Annotated in this window: 18 protein-coding genes; 7 read left to right on the forward strand and 11 right to left on the reverse strand. The window is 57.9% G+C overall.

Going from position 1 to position 17263, the window contains the following annotated elements; translation table 11 throughout:
• The 5 genes from ACLI1M_RS04265 to ACLI1M_RS04285 all read left to right on the forward strand — a co-directional run bounded on the left by ACLI1M_RS04265 (window position 1) and on the right by ACLI1M_RS04285 (window position 4298).
• Complete coding sequence (locus tag ACLI1M_RS04265; protein WP_023021890.1) at window positions 1–675, forward strand: LysR family transcriptional regulator substrate-binding protein; 675 nt, start codon at window positions 1–3, stop codon at window positions 673–675.
• A gap of 144 nt (window positions 676–819) precedes the next feature.
• Window positions 820–1446 carry an LGFP repeat-containing protein gene (locus ACLI1M_RS04270; RefSeq protein WP_023021889.1) on the forward strand — a complete coding sequence of 209 codons (627 nt, stop codon included), beginning with the start codon at window positions 820–822 and terminating at the stop codon, window positions 1444–1446.
• Between the two features lie 183 nt (window positions 1447–1629).
• Complete coding sequence (locus ACLI1M_RS04275) at window positions 1630–2994, forward strand: PhoH family protein (RefSeq protein ID WP_411706693.1); 1365 nt, start codon at window positions 1630–1632, stop codon at window positions 2992–2994.
• Window positions 2995–3072: 78 nt separating this feature from the next.
• Window positions 3073–3642 (forward strand): GNAT family N-acetyltransferase, encoded by a 570-nt coding sequence (locus tag ACLI1M_RS04280; protein WP_049361538.1) that lies wholly within the window; start codon window positions 3073–3075, stop codon window positions 3640–3642.
• 65 nt (window positions 3643–3707) lie between these two features.
• Window positions 3708–4298: a hypothetical protein gene (locus tag ACLI1M_RS04285; protein WP_411706694.1), complete on the forward strand. Its 591-nt coding sequence runs from the start codon at window positions 3708–3710 to the stop codon at window positions 4296–4298.
• Between the two features lie 531 nt (window positions 4299–4829).
• Here the strand turns inward: ACLI1M_RS04285 and ACLI1M_RS04290 are convergent.
• The 5 genes from ACLI1M_RS04290 to glpX all read right to left on the reverse strand — a co-directional run bounded on the left by ACLI1M_RS04290 (window position 4830) and on the right by glpX (window position 9981).
• Window positions 4830–5123 (reverse strand): DUF2316 family protein, encoded by a 294-nt coding sequence (locus ACLI1M_RS04290; RefSeq protein ID WP_411706695.1) that lies wholly within the window; start codon window positions 5121–5123, stop codon window positions 4830–4832.
• A complete protein-coding gene (locus ACLI1M_RS04295) occupies window positions 5123–6691 on the reverse strand; it encodes an MDR family MFS transporter (protein WP_023021884.1) in 1569 nt (522 codons plus the stop codon). Before ACLI1M_RS04295 ends, ACLI1M_RS04290 begins: the two co-directional genes overlap by 1 nt.
• Window positions 6685–7308: a TetR/AcrR family transcriptional regulator gene (locus ACLI1M_RS04300; RefSeq protein ID WP_239205330.1), complete on the reverse strand. Its 624-nt coding sequence runs from the start codon at window positions 7306–7308 to the stop codon at window positions 6685–6687. Before ACLI1M_RS04300 ends, ACLI1M_RS04295 begins: the two co-directional genes overlap by 7 nt.
• 173 nt (window positions 7309–7481) lie before the next feature.
• On the reverse strand, window positions 7482–8882 hold the full coding sequence (locus ACLI1M_RS04305) for a class II fumarate hydratase (RefSeq protein WP_239205332.1): 1401 nt from the start codon (window positions 8880–8882) through the stop codon (window positions 7482–7484).
• 85 nt (window positions 8883–8967) lie between these two features.
• On the reverse strand, window positions 8968–9981 hold the full coding sequence (gene glpX, locus ACLI1M_RS04310; RefSeq protein WP_023021881.1) for a class II fructose-bisphosphatase: 1014 nt from the start codon (window positions 9979–9981) through the stop codon (window positions 8968–8970).
• A gap of 187 nt (window positions 9982–10168) precedes the next feature.
• Here glpX and ACLI1M_RS04315 point away from each other — a divergent pair, with 187 nt between their 5' ends.
• Window positions 10169–10738 (forward strand): DUF4245 domain-containing protein, encoded by a 570-nt coding sequence (locus ACLI1M_RS04315; protein ID WP_034656435.1) that lies wholly within the window; start codon window positions 10169–10171, stop codon window positions 10736–10738.
• On the opposite strand, the gene ACLI1M_RS04320 is transcribed toward ACLI1M_RS04315, so the two are convergent.
• Genes ACLI1M_RS04320 through xseA form a run of 3 tightly spaced genes read right to left on the reverse strand, consistent with a single transcriptional unit; the run spans window position 10722 to window position 12622 of the window.
• Window positions 10722–11090 (reverse strand): hypothetical protein, encoded by a 369-nt coding sequence (locus ACLI1M_RS04320; protein WP_023021879.1) that lies wholly within the window; start codon window positions 11088–11090, stop codon window positions 10722–10724. The two genes, ACLI1M_RS04315 and ACLI1M_RS04320, sit on opposite strands and share 17 nt — an antisense overlap.
• Window positions 11090–11359, reverse strand: coding sequence for an exodeoxyribonuclease VII small subunit (locus ACLI1M_RS04325; RefSeq protein WP_023021878.1), 270 nt, complete (start codon window positions 11357–11359; stop codon window positions 11090–11092). The genes ACLI1M_RS04320 and ACLI1M_RS04325 overlap by 1 nt, the downstream gene beginning before the upstream one ends.
• 21 nt (window positions 11360–11380) lie before the next feature.
• On the reverse strand, window positions 11381–12622 hold the full coding sequence (xseA, locus tag ACLI1M_RS04330; protein ID WP_411706696.1) for an exodeoxyribonuclease VII large subunit: 1242 nt from the start codon (window positions 12620–12622) through the stop codon (window positions 11381–11383).
• 141 nt (window positions 12623–12763) lie between these two features.
• On the opposite strand from xseA, the gene ACLI1M_RS04335 reads away from it, so the two are divergent.
• The gene (locus ACLI1M_RS04335) at window positions 12764–13714 is read left to right on the forward strand and encodes a 4-hydroxy-3-methylbut-2-enyl diphosphate reductase (protein WP_023021876.1); all 951 of its coding nucleotides are present in this window, start codon (window positions 12764–12766) and stop codon (window positions 13712–13714) included.
• 62 nt (window positions 13715–13776) lie between these two features.
• Here ACLI1M_RS04335 and ACLI1M_RS04340 read toward each other — a convergent pair whose 3' ends face one another.
• From ACLI1M_RS04340 to ACLI1M_RS04350, 3 genes are all read right to left on the reverse strand, one after another.
• Window positions 13777–14580, reverse strand: coding sequence for a Yip1 family protein (locus ACLI1M_RS04340; protein ID WP_051138352.1), 804 nt, complete (start codon window positions 14578–14580; stop codon window positions 13777–13779).
• A gap of 62 nt (window positions 14581–14642) precedes the next feature.
• Window positions 14643–15713 (reverse strand): DNA recombination protein RmuC, encoded by a 1071-nt coding sequence (locus tag ACLI1M_RS04345; protein ID WP_411706697.1) that lies wholly within the window; start codon window positions 15711–15713, stop codon window positions 14643–14645.
• Window positions 15714–15749: 36 nt separating this feature from the next.
• Complete coding sequence (locus ACLI1M_RS04350) at window positions 15750–17219, reverse strand: AI-2E family transporter (RefSeq protein ID WP_023021873.1); 1470 nt, start codon at window positions 17217–17219, stop codon at window positions 15750–15752.
• Window positions 17220–17263 lie beyond the last annotated feature (44 nt).

A 17263-nucleotide genomic window follows, 5' to 3' on the forward strand; every position in this document is an offset into this window, starting at 1 on the left:
ATGCTGCGCTTAGCTTTTGCCACCGGTACGGAGCCTGGAAAGTGGTTCCGCCGATTCGAAGAAAATACTGCTCATGGTGGTTTATACACCGTTGATGCAGACGATGCGCTAGCTCCGCTGCTAGGTGGAGAGGTGGATGTGGCCCTCGCGCGTCTGCCGGATGCCCGCGTGGATGACTCCTTTCATGTGGTGCGCCTTTATAAAGAGGCTCCAGGAATTGCGGTTCCGAAGGACTCGGTCTATGCCGAAGTAGGCGAGGAACTCACGCTTGCCGACGTCGCAGATGAACACCTCAACTACCGCCTCGCCGATTCCGGGCTCGTTGATGTCCCCGCGGTCCGCGATGCCCTCCAAGTGGTGGCAGCCAATGTGGGAATCGCGATTGCACCGCGCCCCCTGCTCAAGGTGCTCAGCAAGAAACAGGTGGTGCCACTCGGGCTAAAGGATGAGTCCGTGCCGGTGACGGAGATTGCGCTGGTATGGCGCAAGGAGGATGACGGAGAGGCAATTCAGGACTTCGTGGGCGTCGCCAAGGGCCGCACCGCACGGTCCTCACGGCAGGAGAAACCGAAGCGAAGCGCCAGGGAAAAGGCGAGGGCTAAGCAAGCGCGAAGAAACGTTAACAATTCGTTACAAAATAAAAAGAAGGCTTTTAAGCAGCGCAAACGGAGGTAGTACTTTAGTATTTGCTGTCTGCTTCCTGTCCGTGTGGGTGGCGCCCGCTGGGTGGTGTCATTACGGTGGGTTTCGTTCGTCATGAAGGGCGATTTAATAAAAATTAGAATTAACTTACTTTCTTGATGAAAGGATGATGCAGAAATGCAGAAGATGACTCGTCGTATCGTAGGTGGCTTTGCTGCCGCAACCCTGTCCGTTGCTCTCGTAGCTTGCTCCGATGCCGAGGATGCAGCTAACGACGCTAAGGACACCGCCGGTTCCGTAGCAGCTGATGCTTCCGACGCTGCTGGCTCCGCCGTTGATGAAGCTACCTCCGAAAAGGATAAGGACGCGGAATCCTCCGAGTCTGAGGATGCGGATGGTTCCGAGTCTGAGGATGCTGATTCCAAGGACGGCGACACCAAGACCGTCTCCACCGCCAATGGCGACCAGGAGGTTCCGGCAGCTCTGGCGTCTGCCATCGAGGAGAAGAAGGCTGAGTGGGGCGACGTACAGAGCGTAGAGTCCTCCGATAAGGGTTCTTTGGCAACCTTCGATGGCGGCAACCTGCTGGCTATGGCTAAGGATGGCGATGAGGCTCAGCCAATCGTCGGCAAGATCGCTGAAACCTGGAAGGAGCAGGGCGGTCTGGACGCAGAGGTAGGCCTGCCTAAGGCTGCCGAGGAGAAGGCTACTGAGGGCAAGGGCTGGACCCAGCAGTTCGACAATGGCGTTATCTCCTGGCTCCAGGATGAGAGCGGCAAGTTCACCTCTTCCGTAGAGAAGTAAAAAGCTCTTTTTGAGGTAATCCCTTCGCAGCATCTGCTGCGGAGGGATTTTTCGTTTTCTTAAAGTTCATCTTGCACCCATGTAATTTCAACCTTCGGTGCCTACGTTGGGTGGCAACCCCGGAATTTGGGGCTATACGGAAGAAGTTTGATCTACCGCATTTCAAGGGAGAACCCTGCCACCATGACTCGTCCCTCTGTACTTTCTACTCCGCTTGCCACAACCGATAACACCGTCGCTACCAAGACTTATGTAGTGGATACCTCGGTCTTGCTTTCTGACCCTTGGGCTCTGCGCAAATTCGCAGAGCACGATGTGGTCCTTCCCGTTGTGGTTATCTCTGAACTGGAAGGAAAACGTCATCACCCAGAGCTTGGCTGGTTCGCCCGCCAAGCTCTTCGCTTTTTGGAGGAACTGCGCGCTACCTATGAGGCGCTAGACCAGCCGGTCCCCGTGAACGTAGATGGCGGCACCCTGCGCGTGGAATTGAACCATCAAGACCAATCCTTGTTGCCCTCTGCCTTCCGTGGCCCAGAGGGGGACCACCGTATCTTGGCCTGCGCCCTCAACCTTGCACACGAAGGTAAAGATACCGTGCTAGTCACCAAGGACGTGCCACTGCGCGTGAAAGCCGGCGCAGTGGGTGTACAGGCGGATGAGTACCACGCCCAGGATGTGGTTCTGACCGGCTATACCGGAATGGCAACCGTGCAAACCAGCTCGTATGTCATCGACGCCCTCTACCGTGATGGGGAAGTCATGCTAGACGGCATTCACACTGAAAAGGGCACTGCCGTGGAGGAGCTACCAGTCCATTGCGGACTTACCCTAGTAGCGGGAGCGCAGTCCGCGCTGGGGCGCATCACCGCGGAAGGTGTGGTGGAGCTCGTGCGCGGCGATAGCAATGCCTTCGGCCTGCAAGGACGCTCCGCGGAGCAGCGCATAGCTTTGGACTTGCTGATGGATCCAAATATCGGAATCGTCTCCATTGGCGGACGCGCCGGCACTGGTAAATCGGCACTCGCCCTGTGCGCCGGATTGGAAGCTGTACTCGAGCGCGGCGAACACCGCCGTATCGTAGTCTTCCGCCCGATGTATGCGGTAGGTGGGCAGTCGTTGGGATACCTTCCGGGCACCGAATCAGACAAGATGAACCCGTGGGCGCAGGCAGTCTATGACACCTTGGAAGGCTTGGTGTCTGAAAACGTGATGGAAGAAGTACATGAGCGCGGCCTGATTGAGGTCTTGCCCTTGACGCATATTCGCGGCCGCTCCCTGCATGATGCCTTCGTTATTGTGGACGAGGCACAGTCCTTGGAGCGCAATGTTTTGCTCACCGTGCTTTCTCGGCTAGGCAAGGGCTCACGGGTGGTGCTCACCCATGACGTAGCGCAGCGCGACAACCTGCGCGTGGGCCGCCACGATGGCGTCCAGGCAGTGATTGAAAAGCTCAAGGGGCACGAGCTATTTGCGCATATTACGCTCCAGCGCTCTGAGCGTTCCGCCATTGCGGAGCTCGTCACCGACCTGCTGGAAGGTGGCGATTAGGCCAGACATGTTCGCGTATGGCGATCGTGATGTGTACAGCGTGGCGAAGCTGGGCATTGCCTAGTAATAATGTTGCATATGAGCGATAACGCCAAGCAGACGTCTTCGGACGAAAAGAAGAAAGATTTCCGCATCCGCCCCTTTACCGCGGCGGACTATCCCCAGATGCGAGAGATCTATGAACAGGGACTCAATACTGGGCACGCCACCTACGAGACCCGTTCCCTGACCTTTGAAGAGTTCAAAGCCGGCAAAATCATGCCCTCGGTGCATGTGGCTGTTGAAGCCGATGATGATTCGAAGGTCTTGGGATGGGTGTCTGCGGCGCCGGTATCTACCCGCACCGTCTTTCACGGAGTAGTGGAGGATTCTATTTACTTGGGCTCCGAGGCGCAGGGCCGCGGCATTGGCGGCGCACTTTTGGATCGCTTGATTGAGGTATGTAAGGACCTGCATAAGTGGGCTATCCACTCGTGGATCTTCCCCGAAAACGCCGGTTCTGCGGGGCTGCATAAGTCCCGTGGATTCGTGAAGGTGGGCACTTACTCTCACATGGCGAAGATGACCTACGGCGAGCTTGCGGGCCAGTGGCGAGATACCGATGTGTACGAGCTGCTTTTGCCCAAGCCGGAGGAAAAGAAGCGTTAGCTTTTCCCAGCGCACAGGAATAAAGTTAAGAGAGTATTCGTACGCTATCTCTCTAAGGCTTTTAAATGTCTGTGCGTACCCGTGCCCTTGCTTTGTCCACCGTTGCGGCTATGACGGCAGGGGCGCTTTCTGTTCCTACAGCGGGAGCTGTGTCCTATCCCTCCGCAGGCTCGGTGCCTGTTGCCCAGTTGGATATCACCCAGGTTGATGGTGGTGTGGCCTATGTGTTTGCCACTCCTGAGCTACAGTCCCATATCGAGACGGTGACCCGCCAGTTGCATGAGTTGCGCGCCAAGGCCTGGGATGCCAATCTTCCGTTTGCTGGTGCTAGGCTTCGCGACGTCGCACCGGACCGCACCGCATATATCAACGGCATATCCTGGAGCAGGGGATTGGAACACTCCGCGATGCAGCGCGCTGCGGAGGAAAACTACGATTTTGATCATCGCCGTGGAGACGGGGAGGAGCCGTGGACGGTAAAGTCCGGCGCCTTTTTCGCAGAAAACCTCACCACTTCACCGATGGAACGCGCCATTGCTAACTGGTCTACTGATGGCGGTTCTGGCAGCGAGTGGAATCAGCTCATTCGCTCTAACGGTTCCTATTCTGGCGGTGCGGGGCATATTTACAGCTTGCTTAACCCAGCCAACCACTAGTTTGCCCAGGCACAGGTTGGCAGCACGACGGCCGGCCATTATTCCGAGCACGCGGCGTCGGGCGCCTCAGAGCGCCTCGAAGGACGGCACGCATTTCCCATTGCGGTACCGGAAGCCGCTCTGGCAAGCGCGGCTATACGTTTTAGCGGCGGTACCCATGTGGGCGATTCCGGCAGCATTGGCGTAAGCATTGCGGGATGGGACGGTGCCCGGTTAGGGGTGCCGGGGTCATCGCTAACCTCGTCCGATCCGGAGGTTCTTGCGGTGCATTCTGACGGCACATATGAGGCTTTGCAGGAAGGCACGGCCGAGGTGCGTATTACTCCATACCTGCTGCGCAACGGGGAAACTCGCCCGGCTGGAGAAGCACTGAACCAGACGGTAGCGGCATTGGTGGAGGATCGAGCGCCGGCGCGGCTATCGGCATCATTGCCGCCATCGTTGCCATTTTGGGAATTGGGTCCCAAGTTCTGCGGCAGATGGGTTTCTGGCAATAAAAAATACCCCGCCGAGAGCGGGGCGTGTGGGGCGCTACATCGTAGGAACGTCCCAGGGGCCGAACCAGCGCTGCGCCGATGAGCGCATGTTATCGCTCAAGCGGCTAAAGCGCGGGATCGGGATACCGTGTGCGCGGGCTAAGGAAACTAGATAGTCCCTAGTGCGCCATACCTCGATGGGGTTGGCATGAACATCCAACGCCGCCTGCAGGCCGCCAGGAGCATAGCCGAGGGCGGATTCAATGGGGGCGTCGGCAAGCGGGAGTGCATCGCGCAAGGCATGCAGCTCTTGGCTTGTAGCCTCAGTTTTTGCAGGTGTGAGCGACATTAGTCAATGGTTTCCTTCAGTCGCTCCTCGCGCAGAGGTAGGAGGAGAAGGAGCGCGACGATGACCAACGGAACCATCAGAGCGATAACCGGGGTCAGGCCGTCATTATAGGAATTGAGGATTGCTTCCTCGATTGGCTTGGGGAAGGACGCGACCAAATCTGGGGTGAGGCTATTGGCACCGCCGTCGGCATTGCCAAACTTTTCTGCATAGGCGGCGCCCTCAGGGCCCATCTTTTGGAAGGCTTCTGGCATGCGGGTGGCCATCTCATCCTTCATATTGTGGATGAACATGGAGCCAACCAGGGAAGCACCCAGTGCGGAACCGATTTGGCGGAAGAAGTTATTCGCCGCGGTAGCGGTACCCACCTGGGACAGTGGGAAGGAGTTCTGGACGATGAGCACGAGGACCTGGATAACCATGCCCAGGCCGATACCGAAGACCAAGAACTCGCAGCCCAGCTGCTTCAGGGAAGTCTCTACGGTCAGGTGAGACATCCAGAACAATGCACCAGCGGTAATGGCTAGGCCGATGATGGGGTAGACCTTGTAGTGGCCGGTGCGGGCAATGATGAAGCCCACGCCAGTGGAGGTGCCGATAAGGCCCACCATCATCGGGATCATCATCAGACCCGCCTTGGTTGGGGTCAGGGTGTGCACCATCTGCAAGTAAGTAGGCATGTAGCCCAGAACACCGAACATTGCCAGGCCCAGCACCACGCCGGACAGGGTAGTAAGGGCCATGTTGCGGTTTTTGAATAGGCGAACTGGAATGAGCGGTTCCTTGGCGCGCAGCTCCACCAGGATGGTGATGATGGCGCCAATGATGGTGATGGCACCTAAGGTGAGGATCATGGACGAGCCCCACTCGTACTCGGTGCCGCCCCAGGTGGTCATGAGGATAAGGGACGCGGTGGTAATAGCGATGAAGGTTGCGCCGAGCCAGTCGAAGCGCTTCATGTCGGCTTCACCGACGCGCAGGTGCAGCACCAAGGTGCACACGATGATGGCGAGGATGCCAAGCGGGATGTTCATCCACATGCCCCAGCGCCACCCCGGACCGTCGGTGAACCAGCCGCCGAGGACGGGGCCGAGGACGGAAGACAGGCCAAAGACGCCGCCCATGATGCCCATGAACTTGCCGCGCTCACGGGAGGAGGTGACCTCGGCGATGATGGATTGCGAAGAGATCATCATGAATCCAGCGCCAAAGCCTTGCACGGCGCGGGCGATAATCAGCAGCGACATGGAGTTGGCAAAGCCACCGAGGGTGGATCCCACGACGAAGGTGGCGATACCCCCAATGTAGAGCCACTTGCGGCCCAACATGTCACCCAGCTTGCCGGAGATAGGCATGGCGATGGTCATGGTGACAAGGAAGGCGGAGATGACCCAACTCATGTGGTCGACGCCGCCGAGCTCACCAACGATGGTTGGAAGAGCAGAAGAGAAGATCATTTGGCCCAAGGAGCTCATCAGCATGGTGAGCATTAGGGCCGAGAAAATAAGCCCGAGGTTATCGGCGCGGGACTGGCCCTGTGAGGGGGCCTTAGCAGCCGTATCTACCATCGCATTCCTTTCATAAAGTCTGTTATTAGCGTGAGGGAAGTATCGAGACGCGCGCCGAGGTCTAGGCTGCAATCTGCATCCGGGGATGCCATCGCCAACCAAAGTGCCTCACGGACGAGGCCGACGATGAGCATCGCCTCGGTGCTAGAAGAGCAGCTGTCAAGGACGCGAAGCTCCGGTTCTTTGTTAAGGCGCTCTTCAATGAGATCGATGAGCTCAATGGATTTTGCTCGCTTCCGGCTTATTGCCGCCGCAGCTGCATCTGGATCATTGGAGATGCGTTTGCGGCGATCCCGGATAGTCGGGTTGATGTGGTGGCCTTCCATATGCCGTCTGACCAACTGGAGGACGAGGTCTACCATGCTGGTCGTTGGCTCATTAAGGAAGAGTTCCCGCATCTCTTCCGTAAACTCGGTGCTTGGAGCGCCCAAAACGGCGGATTCCTTGGAATCGAAGTAATTGAAGAAGGTGCGCCGAGAAATACCGGCTACTTCGCAGATCCGCTCAATGGTGACTGCGCTAAAGGACTGTTCATCCACCAGTTTTGTGGCGGCATCCTCTATGCGCAGGCGCGTCTCGAGGCGTTTCTGCTCCCGTAGTGATAGTTCTTCTTGCACGCCATGCAACTTTACACTCGGTGCAAACTTGCACCAAGTGCAAAAAGGGTGATTTTAGAGGTGCATCCGTCTTTATGTGAGATGTGCCATTGCTCTTGCCGACGCCCCCTTACCCCAGGCATGCGAAACCCCGCCCGGGTCCTGCCCGGGCGGGGTAGCGGTGCGGCGGATACTTAGAAGTTATCGCGGTCGCGGTTAGTCATGCTCAGCACGTCGAGGCGCTTATCCAGCTCTTCCTCGGTGAGGTTTTCGCCGTCGACAAAGCCCAAATCAATGACGGCCTGGCGAACAGTGATCTTCTCATGCAAGGCATGCTTGGCGGCCTTGGCCGCGTTCTCGTAACCAATAGCAGAGTTGAGCGGGGTCACGATGGAAGTGGAAGACTCCGCAAAGTGCTTCATGCGCTCCTCGTTGGCCTCGATGTGATCGATGCACTTATCGGCGAAGACGCGGGAGGCATTGGACAGCAGGCGAGCAGACTCGAGCACGTTGCGTGCCATCATCGGGATGAAGACATTGAGCTCGAAGTGGCCCTGGGCACCGCCGAAGGCGACTGCGGCGTCATTGCCCACCACCTGGCCGGCAACCATGGTGACGGCCTCCGGAATGACCGGGTTGACCTTACCCGGCATGATGGAAGAACCTGGCTGCAGGTCCTTCAGGTGAATCTCTGCCAGGCCGGTCAGTGGGCCAGAACCCATCATGCGGAGGTCATTAGCAATCTTATTAAGGGACACAGCAACCGCGCGCATGGCGCCGGAGAACTCCACCAAGCCATCGCGTGCGGCCTGTGCCTCAAAGTGGTTCTCTGCTTCCTTTAGTTCCGCAACACCGGTGAGCTTCTTGAGCTCTTCGGTGACCTTAGCGCCAAAGTCCGCAGAGGTATTCAGGCCGGTGCCGGTGGCGGTACCGCCGATGGCCAGCTCGCCCAAGCGTGGCAGGGTGGCCTCGATCCGCTCGATGCCCAGCTCAATCTGGCGGGCGTAGCCACCGAATTCTTGACCGAGGGTAACCGGGGTGGCGTCCATCAAGTGGGTACGGCCCGCCTTGACCACGTCGGCGAATTCCTTGGCCTTCTTGCTCAGGGACTCGTGCAGAACCTTCAAGCCCGGAATGAGGTCATTAACGGCGGCCTCAGTAGCGGCAACGTGGGTGGCGGTGGGGAAAGTGTCATTAGAGGACTGGCCCATATTCACGTGGTCATTCGGGTGAATCTCCACGCCATTCTGGTGTGCCAAGGAGGCGATAACCTCATTGGTATTCATATTGGACGAGGTGCCCGAACCAGTCTGGAAAACGTCGATAGGGAAAGCATCATTGTGCTTGCCCTCGGCGATTTCAGTAGCGGCGGCGATAATGGCATCGGCCTTGTCCGCGTCCAACTTGCCGGAATCCTTATTTACCTGAGCACAAGCTGCCTTAAGGAGGCCAAGTGCGCGAATCTGCGCATTTTCGAGGCCACGGCCGGAGATAGGGAAGTTGTCCACTGCGCGCTGGGTCTGTGCTCGCCACAGGGCATCTGCAGGAACCTTTACTTCGCCCATGGTGTCATGTTCGATGCGGTATTCAGTCATGTGAAGATCACCTCAGTTAATTGGGTAGTGTGTGCTTTCCAGTATGGCGGAGATCTACCAGGAGGGCCGCCTTCGGGGGTGCCCCCTAGTTTTTGGTCGGGGTGGTGTAATCCACTACGGAATATTCCTGCAGCTTGGATAGCTTATGGATGGAGTCGATGTAGCGGATGGTGCCGGACTTGGAACGCATAACCAGTGAGCGGGTAGTAGCGCCGGAATTGCGGTAGGAAACACCGCGCAGCATGTCACCATTGGTCACGCCGGTGGCAGCGAAGTAGCAGTTTTCGGAGGAGACCAAGTCAGTGGTCTTAAGGACGCGGTCCAAATCGTGGCCGGCTGCGCGGGCCTTTTCTGCTTCCTCTTCATCCTTTGGCCACAGCTTGCCCTGGATTTCGCCGCCCATGCAGCGCATAGCGCAGGCGGTGATGATGCCTTCTGGGGTGCCGCCGATGCCCATCATCATGTCGATGGAATTGGAATCCTGGCAGGTGGCGATGGCGCCTGCAACGTCGCCATCCATAATGAGGCGCACCTTTGCGCCGGCGGCGCGAATTTCAGAGATGAGCTGCTCGTGGCGCGGGCGGTCAAGGACCACGACGGTCAGATCTTCCGGGCGGATATTCTTCGCCTTGGCCACGGAGTTGATGTTCCACTCCACTGACTCGTTGATGTCGATAGCGCCGACTGCTTCTGGGCCAACAGCAATCTTTTCCATGTAGAAGACTGCGGAAGGGTCATACATGGTTCCGCGCTCTGCGGCCGCGATGACGGAGATAGCGTTGGGGCGGCCTTCTGCCATCAAACGAGTTCCGTCAACGGGGTCCACGGCGATATCCATGGCGGCGCCCTCGCCGGTGCCTACCTCTTCGCCGTTAAATAGCATAGGGGCCTCATCCTTTTCGCCCTCACCAATGACAACGACGCCGTTCATGGCTACGGAATTGATGAGCTTGCGCATTGCGTCGACCGCCGCGCCATCGCCCTCATTCTTCTGGCCGCGGCCTACCCAACGGCCGGATGCGAGCGCTGCTGCCTCAGTGACACGGACCAGTTCCATCGCCAGGTTGCGGTCAGGAAGATAAGACGTATTTTCGGACATGTGTAGTGGTTGCCTTCCATAGTTTTCTCATCGAGGGTGTTCCCCTTGATGCTCTACCTTTCCATTCTCGCACTTTTTTGCTCTAATGGGTCTGATTTTGCGCCCCATTTGTGGGGGATTCATCAAACTTTCGGGGGAGAATGGGCCGTGTGGCTTTTTGGAAGCACACCGTGCGATACTAAGGCGCGTGGCTGCAGAAGAAAGACCAAAGATTTTTGAAGGCGCGAAGGATATCTCCCTGTCCCTCGCCGTCGTGGTGATCATGATGCTGCTGGCCGTTGGAGCGACCGGCCTATGCTCGATCAATTCCGAAACTCAACAGGGAGCAGTGCAGGAAGTGGATGAACAAACCTTCCTTGAAACCCAAGCTCGCGCGGGCATTGGCGCTATTCGCAATCCTGATATGCCAGAGGGCTGGGAGGCTAATGCTGCCCGCCGCGTTGATATGGGTGGAGAAAACGCCACCGTGGTCAGCTGGGTGACCGCTGACCAAGGGTTTGTGGAGTCTACTCAGACACAGGTGGCGGCCGATGATGCGGGTAAGGAATACGACGCCAACTACCGCGGCATCGAATCTGCCCGTGAGGTCAAAGGGCACCAAGTGCGGGTATTAGAAAGTGATGACGACTCCGTGCGCCGCCTGTGGGTGACAGATTTGGGCGACGCCCGCCTCATTATCTCCGGTGCCGCAGACGATAGCGATTTTGAGGCTGCTACCGCTGCGTTTATCGACGCCGCACCTATAGCCGAAAAATAACCTCGCCCAATCCTTCTGCCGCAGCGGTGGCGCTAAGACCGTCGCCGGCCTGGGCAATGACCTCTGCGAGGGATTCCTCATCTAAGCCGCTAAGGCGCGTCTTTCCTACAAAAACATCGATGCGCTCACGCTGGGAACGCTGCGGATAAATAGCGATTTCGCGTACCTTATCGCCTGTAAAGCGCAGCACCACGGATTGGGAGAAATAGCTCACCTCGTCATCATCGCGGGTATGTGCTGGGCCAAAGAATTCCTCTACGAATTCCCGGGAGTCTCCCGCCATGATGGAACCGGCGGCCGCAGACCTCGACACAAAATCCACCCGCTCACCTGGATACCCATAAATCTGCACTACTCGTCTCCTTCTGCGTCTGCTTTTTCGGCCCTCTCGAGCGCTGCTTCAACGCGCTTTGCTGCGCCGTCGAGATGTGCCTCGCACGTTCGGGCAAGGGCCTCGCCGCGCTCCCAATACTTCAATGACTCATCCAAGCCCATCTGCCCGAGCTCTAAGATCTTTACGGTTTCAATGAGCTCGTCTCGGGCTTGCTCATAACTCAATTTTTCTACTGGGGTAAAAGCATCCTGGCCTGGTTGACCGGTGCCAATGGTGTCCTCTGACATTGTTTTCTCCTTGTTCGGTGATTAATCGGCGGCCTGGGAGGCCATAGAAACAGCGGTAATAGACCCATCGCCCACGCGGATGCGCAGTTGCGCGCCGGGAGGGGATTGCTCATAAGAGGTGACAACTTCGGGGCCGGAGCCATCTTTGGGTACCACTTGGACGATGGAATACCCGCGGGCGAGAGTAGCTGAAGGTCCCAAAGCTGAAACGCGAGCACGCAGCGACTCCACGTGGCGGGTCTCGCGTTCTACCATGACCTCAATTTCCCGGCGCATGGTGGCACGAGTCCGCTCTATTTCCTCGCGGCGCGTACGAATGGGGGTCATGGGGTCTGCCATGACGGGCCGGGAACGAATATTGTCCAGGCCGCGTCGCTCCCTTTCCACCCAGCCGCGCAAGGCGGCAGCCATCCGGGAGCGTGCCTCTGCGATAACGGCACGCTCCTCGGCCACGGAGGGGACGACGCGCTTTGCGGCGTCGGTAGGCGTGGCAGCGCGCAGATCCGCGACGTTATCGAGCACCGGGCTATCCGGCTCATGGCCGATGGCGGAGACCACCGGAGTGCCAGCAGCCGCGACCGCGCGTTGCAGCGCTTCTTCTGAGAAGGGAAGCAGGTCTTCTACAGAGCCACCACCGCGGGCGATGATGATGACGTCTACCTCTGGATCCGCATCTAGCTGCTGGAGGGCATCGATAACCTCTGGAACGGTATTCGCACCTTGAACCGCGGTATTGAGAACTCGGAATTGTACCGCTGGCCAGCGATCATGAGCTACCGCCATCACATCTCGCTCCGCGGCCGAACCGCGGCCGGTAATCAGCCCGATTTTGTGCGGTAGGTAAGGCAGTGGCCGCTTGCGAGCAGGATCAAAAAGTCCCTCTGCCGAAAGCTGCTGGCGCAATTTCTCAATGCGCGCGAGTAGATCACCTATGCCCACATGACGAATCTCCATGGTCCACAGTGAAAAAGAACCGCGGCCGGCATAAAAAGCTGGCTTGCCATGGACAATGACGCGGTCGCCGTCTTTTAGCGGTGCTGACAATGACTGCAACATTGATGATGGGCAGGTCAGCTGCACGGACTTTTCCTGCTGTACATCACGCAGCGTGAGATAGGACAGCTTCCAGGTGGGTTTGAAATTAATTTGGGTTAATTGACCCTCTACCCACAGGTAGCCCAGGCGCTCGATCCAGCCCTTGACTTGGTCGTTGACTTTACCAACGGGCCAGGGAGTATCCGGAGTATTTGCCGGTTGATTCACACAGCCTCCCTTTCTTCAGTCTGCCGTATTCTTCCGCCTAGTTTAGGGGCCAGCGCAGATGGTTGCCCCGCTCGGGGTAGCCGGAATGGTGGCGGTGGGCCCCACTATTGTTTTGGGTGCTGTTTCGATACTCTGGGAGCCATGACTGAAGGTAAAAATGTTCTCCTCGCGGCGCCGCGCGGATACTGCGCAGGCGTAGATCGCGCGGTTGAAACCGTAGAAAAGGCGCTGGAAAAGTACGGCGCGCCCATTTATGTACGCAAGCAAATCGTGCACAACCGCTACGTCGTAGAGTCTTTGGCAGAACGCGGCGTCATTTTTGTTGATGAGGCCTCTGAGGCCCCAGAAGGTGCCCACCTAGTCTTTTCCGCCCATGGTATTTCCCCGGCCGTTCGGGCAGAGGCAACGCAGCGGAAGCAACTAACGTTGGACGCCACGTGCCCATTGGTAACCAAGGTGCATAAGGAAGCCCAGCGCTTCCAGCGCGATGGCTATCACATCCTCTTGGTTGGCCACGAAGGACATGAGGAAGTGGAAGGAACCGCCGGCGAAGCACCGGAGGTTACCCACCTTGTGGATGGCGTCGAGGGCGTTGCTAAGCTGCCGGATTTCCTGCAGGACGAGAAGCTTATTTGGCTGTCCCAAACCACGCTCTCGGTGGATGAGACGATCACCATCGTCAATAAACTGCGCGAGCGTTTCCCGCATCTGGAAAATCCGCCTTCAGACGATATTTGCTACGCCACCCAAAACCGCCAAGAATCCGTCAAAGCCATTGCCCCCAAGTGCGACCTGATGATTGTGGTGGGGTCTAAAAACTCCTCTAACTCGGTGCGTCTGGTCGAAGTGGCGCTCGAGGCTGGTGCTAAGGCTTCACACCTCGTAGATTTTGCCAAGGAGATCGACGATGCCTGGCTGGAAGGCGTGCGCACCGTCGGAGTCACCTGTGGTGCATCTGTACCAGAATTGCTGGTACGCGAGGTATTGGAATTTCTCGATGCGCGTGGCTATAGCGACGTAGAACAGGTAACTACCTCTACGGAGACGATTACCTTCGCCCTGCCGCGCGACCTGCGCCCAGCACGCACTTAAACAGGCGCGCGCTTAAACTACATCTAAAAAAGAAAGGCCCGTTTCCGGGCCTTTCTTTTGTTTTAGTCCTCGTCATAGAGGTTATCGTCCCAACCTTGCTTGGGCGCTTGCTTGTGCTCCTTAGACGCCGGTACCGAATCGCCGGCGCGCCGGGTTGGATCCGGGCGCATTGGATTTGCGCGTTCCTCTTGCTGGAGGCGGCGGCGTTCCTCTCGGTCGCGCCCACGCAGGCGATCTTTGGGCGTGGGGCGGGACTTCCTTAACGTGTGAGAAGCGCGGGCGCGCTGCGGAGTGGCTGGAGTTTTAGTAGGTTCCTTTGCCAGCCTATCGCGCGCCATCAAGTCAGCGACCGATAAACGCTCAGCGCGATTGCGGCGGTCTTGCTCAGCATCGGAACGGCGGGAGGAAGTTTCCATTTTAGCGGTGCGACGTGCCGTCTTACGGTAGCGGACCCATCGCAACCAGCCGATGATTCCTGCGCCTACTAAAGCGATGAGGAGCCAGAGAAAGCTTTGGACAAGGGGGAAAGCTGCGGTTACGGTAGCCGTCTTGGAAAACGGTGATGCTCCCTCTGGCAAGTTGGCCTTGGTAATAAAGAATCCGGCCAGTACCACCGTGATGGCATACAAGATGGGGATGGAAGCCACCGTGAGGAAGAGGCCGCGTTCTTCTACGATGAGCGCCACCAGCAGCGAGCCGATGACGAGGAAGGCGAGGTAAGCCCACCCGATGGTACCCATCAGGATGGAAATCAACGCGCCGGTGAGCAAAATTGCCGCGAGCAGCCCAAGGCCCGTGCCCAGCGTGATGCTGGGGAGTCCAGAGCTTTGGGCGGCGGAAGACTTTCTTTGCTTGGCTTGTGACACGTCGGAAGATCCTACCGGTTCGTGCCTGCCCATGGCTATTTCCACGCACTAAGTCGCCGGATTTATAGTGGCGAATGCCCGCGCGGCCACGTATCGATGGCTATGGGCTCCCGTGGCGTGCGGTCCGTGCGGCCTGGGATATCCATCTCGTGCAATTTGCGGGCGGTGACGCCGACACGGGAATCTAGCGAGGACAGTGTGGCATTGTAGGCTTCGACTGCCTTTTCCAAGTTGTGGCCCACCCTGCCATAGTGATCAGAAAGTGTATTCAGGCGCGTGTACAGTTCGCGCCCTAGGCGCTGAACCTCCTTTGCCTTGGCTGACATGTCTTCTTGGTGCCACCCCATAGCCACCGTGCGCAGGAGGGCAAAAAGCGAGCTGGGGGTGGCAATTACTACATTGCGTTCAAAGGCATACTCGATGAGTTCTGGGTCCACTGACAATGCAGTATCGAGGAAAGGATCTGCAGGGACAAACAGGATGACGAATTCGGGTGTAGGTTGAAACGCTTCAATATAGTCTTTGTGCGATAGTGCTTGGACGTGGCCACGCATCAAGTGTGCGTGGCGGCGCAAGAAGCCGGCGTGTTCTTCTGGGTCATCGGTCTCCAGCGCGTCGAGGTAAGAAGTAAAAGGCACCTTGGCATCGACAATGATATGGCGGCCACCAGCCAACTTGATAACCATGTCTGGGCGAACGATGCGACCACCCAGCGGAGCAGAAACCTGGCAGTCAAAGTCCACATGTTTGGTCATGCCGCCTATTTCAACCACCCGCTCCAATTGCACCTCGCCCCAACGACCGCGGGTATTGGGCGAGCGCAAGGCACTAACAAGTTTGTCAGTGCGTTCAGTCAGACGAGAGGAGGTACGGGTTACCGCCTGGACCTGGCTAGAAAGGGAAGCGAGCAGCGCGGTGCGGTCTTCCTCAATTTCTTGGAGCTGAAACCCCAAGCGGTCCATGGCCTTTTCCAGCGGCTGGAGCTCAGCTTGGCGACGCTGCGATTCTTGCAGCGCGCGGTGTTCGGCACTTGGCGCCGAACGAGCAGCGGAGTAGGAATGGGCCAACCAACCCATTACCGCGCCGAGGGTGAGGCCGATAAAAAGTAGCAGCACGGGCAATGTGGAAGTCATGGAACCCAGCATGGCACGTACAGCCGACACAGCCCACTATTTTTTCGAATCTCCGTTCAAAAGGCCCTCGAAGGCATCGCGGGCACGGCGCAGGTTGGAGCGCACGCCGGGCTTCTCATGCTCTTTCGGGGTGGATTCCACGTTGAGGGCAGCGTCGAGGGAATTGGAGTTGCCGTCCGCGGCTACGTCCGCCACTGCGCCTTCTGGGGCTGCGTAGTCCGGCATTTTAAGCCACGCCTCGCGCTTATAGCGCCCTTGTTCCTCCGTATAACGGCCGATGAGGTAGCCAGCTACGGTGGAAAAGTCCAGCTCAGCGGCGGTCTTTTCTCCCGACTGGAGCTTCATCATATCTTGGCTGTAGCGATAGGCCACCGCGAACATCGCGGCTGCCGGAACCGCGAGGAAACCTCCCACCAGGCCAAATAGCGCAGAGCCTACCGTCACAGAAACCAAGACGATGACGGGGTGCAGGTCCATGGCCTTGGACTGCAGCCAAGGGGAAAGGACATTTCCCTCCAGCTGTTGGACCAGCAAGACCAGTCCAAGAACGAGCAAGGCCTTGGTAATACCAAGGGACACCAGTGCGATGGTGACGGAAAGGGCACCGGCCACAATTGCACCGACGAAGGGGATAAAGCCGGCGATGAAGGTGATGATTGCCAAAGCCATGGCCAGGGGGACGCCGATGAGGGCGAGGCCGATGCCGATAAAGACGGCGTCGACAAGCGAGACAACTGCCTGCGCACGAATAAAGCCTCCAAGCGTGGTCCATGCGCGGGTGAGTAGCTCAGTAAGGTGCCAGCCGGCGCGTTTGCCGGTGGCATCGCGCAGCCAGGGGAGGAACTTGGCGCCGTCCTTGAGGAAGAAGAAGGTCAGCACCAACACAATGAAGAGGGTGACCAAGATGGAGGTAGCGGTGCCGATACCGGTAAAGACGGAACCCGCGATGGCGCCAGCGCGCTGCTGCAGCCAGGAAGCCGCTTCATCGATGTAGCTGCTCATATCCTCGCTATCGAGGTTAAGGGGTGGGCCCTGTGCCCAGAGCTGCAGGCTTTGGATGCCGGAGACCGTCTGCAAGTACAAAGAGCGGGATTGGCGCATGAAGTCCGGGGCAACGAAGGAAATGAGTCCACCCACTGCCGTGAAAGAAACCAAAATGGTTACGGCAGCCGCCAACGCGGCGGGGAGGCCAATGCTGCGCAACTTCTTAGCCACTGGGGCTAGGACGGTGCAGATGATGAGGGCCAAAAGCACTGGCAAGATGCCCTGCCAGAAATTGCCGAGCAAGCGGTAGAGGGCGTAGAGGAAAACGCAGATGATGAGCAGGCGGACCGCCCATAGGGACGCAGACTTAACTACCTCGCCGGCAATGACAGAGCGATCTACCTGATCGCCCGGCGGATGTGGCGATACATCCTCCAGCTTGCTGGTATCGAAGCTTTCATCAAACTTATCGCCCAGGCCCGTCTTGGGAGCCTCGGGCAGCGGTTGGTTATCAGAACTCACCCCACCATCTTGCCTTAAAAGAAGGTGGGTGAGTTAGGATTGGC

Origin of the sequence: Corynebacterium sp. LaCa54 (assembly GCF_046717495.1) — a bacterium.
Taxonomy (GTDB): Bacteria; Actinomycetota; Actinomycetes; order Mycobacteriales; family Mycobacteriaceae; genus Corynebacterium; species Corynebacterium kefirresidentii.

Coding starts and splice junctions, on each gene's coding strand:
- ACLI1M_RS04275 (WP_411706693.1), top strand. CDS start 1,630: ATGACTCGTCCCTCTGTACTTTCTACTCCGCTTGCCACAACCGATAAC.
- ACLI1M_RS04295 (WP_023021884.1), bottom strand. CDS start 6,691: ATGGTAGATACGGCTGCTAAGGCCCCCTCACAGGGCCAGTCCCGCGCC.
- glpX (WP_023021881.1), bottom strand. CDS start 9,981: ATGTCCGAAAATACGTCTTATCTTCCTGACCGCAACCTGGCGATGGAA.
- ACLI1M_RS04270 (WP_023021889.1), top strand. CDS start 820: ATGCAGAAGATGACTCGTCGTATCGTAGGTGGCTTTGCTGCCGCAACC.
- ACLI1M_RS04280 (WP_049361538.1), top strand. CDS start 3,073: ATGAGCGATAACGCCAAGCAGACGTCTTCGGACGAAAAGAAGAAAGAT.
- ACLI1M_RS04265 (WP_023021890.1), top strand. CDS start 1: ATGCTGCGCTTAGCTTTTGCCACCGGTACGGAGCCTGGAAAGTGGTTC.
- ACLI1M_RS04290 (WP_411706695.1), bottom strand. CDS start 5,123: ATGTCGCTCACACCTGCAAAAACTGAGGCTACAAGCCAAGAGCTGCAT.
- ACLI1M_RS04285 (WP_411706694.1), top strand. CDS start 3,708: ATGTCTGTGCGTACCCGTGCCCTTGCTTTGTCCACCGTTGCGGCTATG.
- ACLI1M_RS04345 (WP_411706697.1), bottom strand. CDS start 15,713: ATGACTTCCACATTGCCCGTGCTGCTACTTTTTATCGGCCTCACCCTC.
- ACLI1M_RS04335 (WP_023021876.1), top strand. CDS start 12,764: ATGACTGAAGGTAAAAATGTTCTCCTCGCGGCGCCGCGCGGATACTGC.
- ACLI1M_RS04325 (WP_023021878.1), bottom strand. CDS start 11,359: ATGTCAGAGGACACCATTGGCACCGGTCAACCAGGCCAGGATGCTTTT.
- ACLI1M_RS04305 (WP_239205332.1), bottom strand. CDS start 8,882: ATGACTGAATACCGCATCGAACATGACACCATGGGCGAAGTAAAGGTT.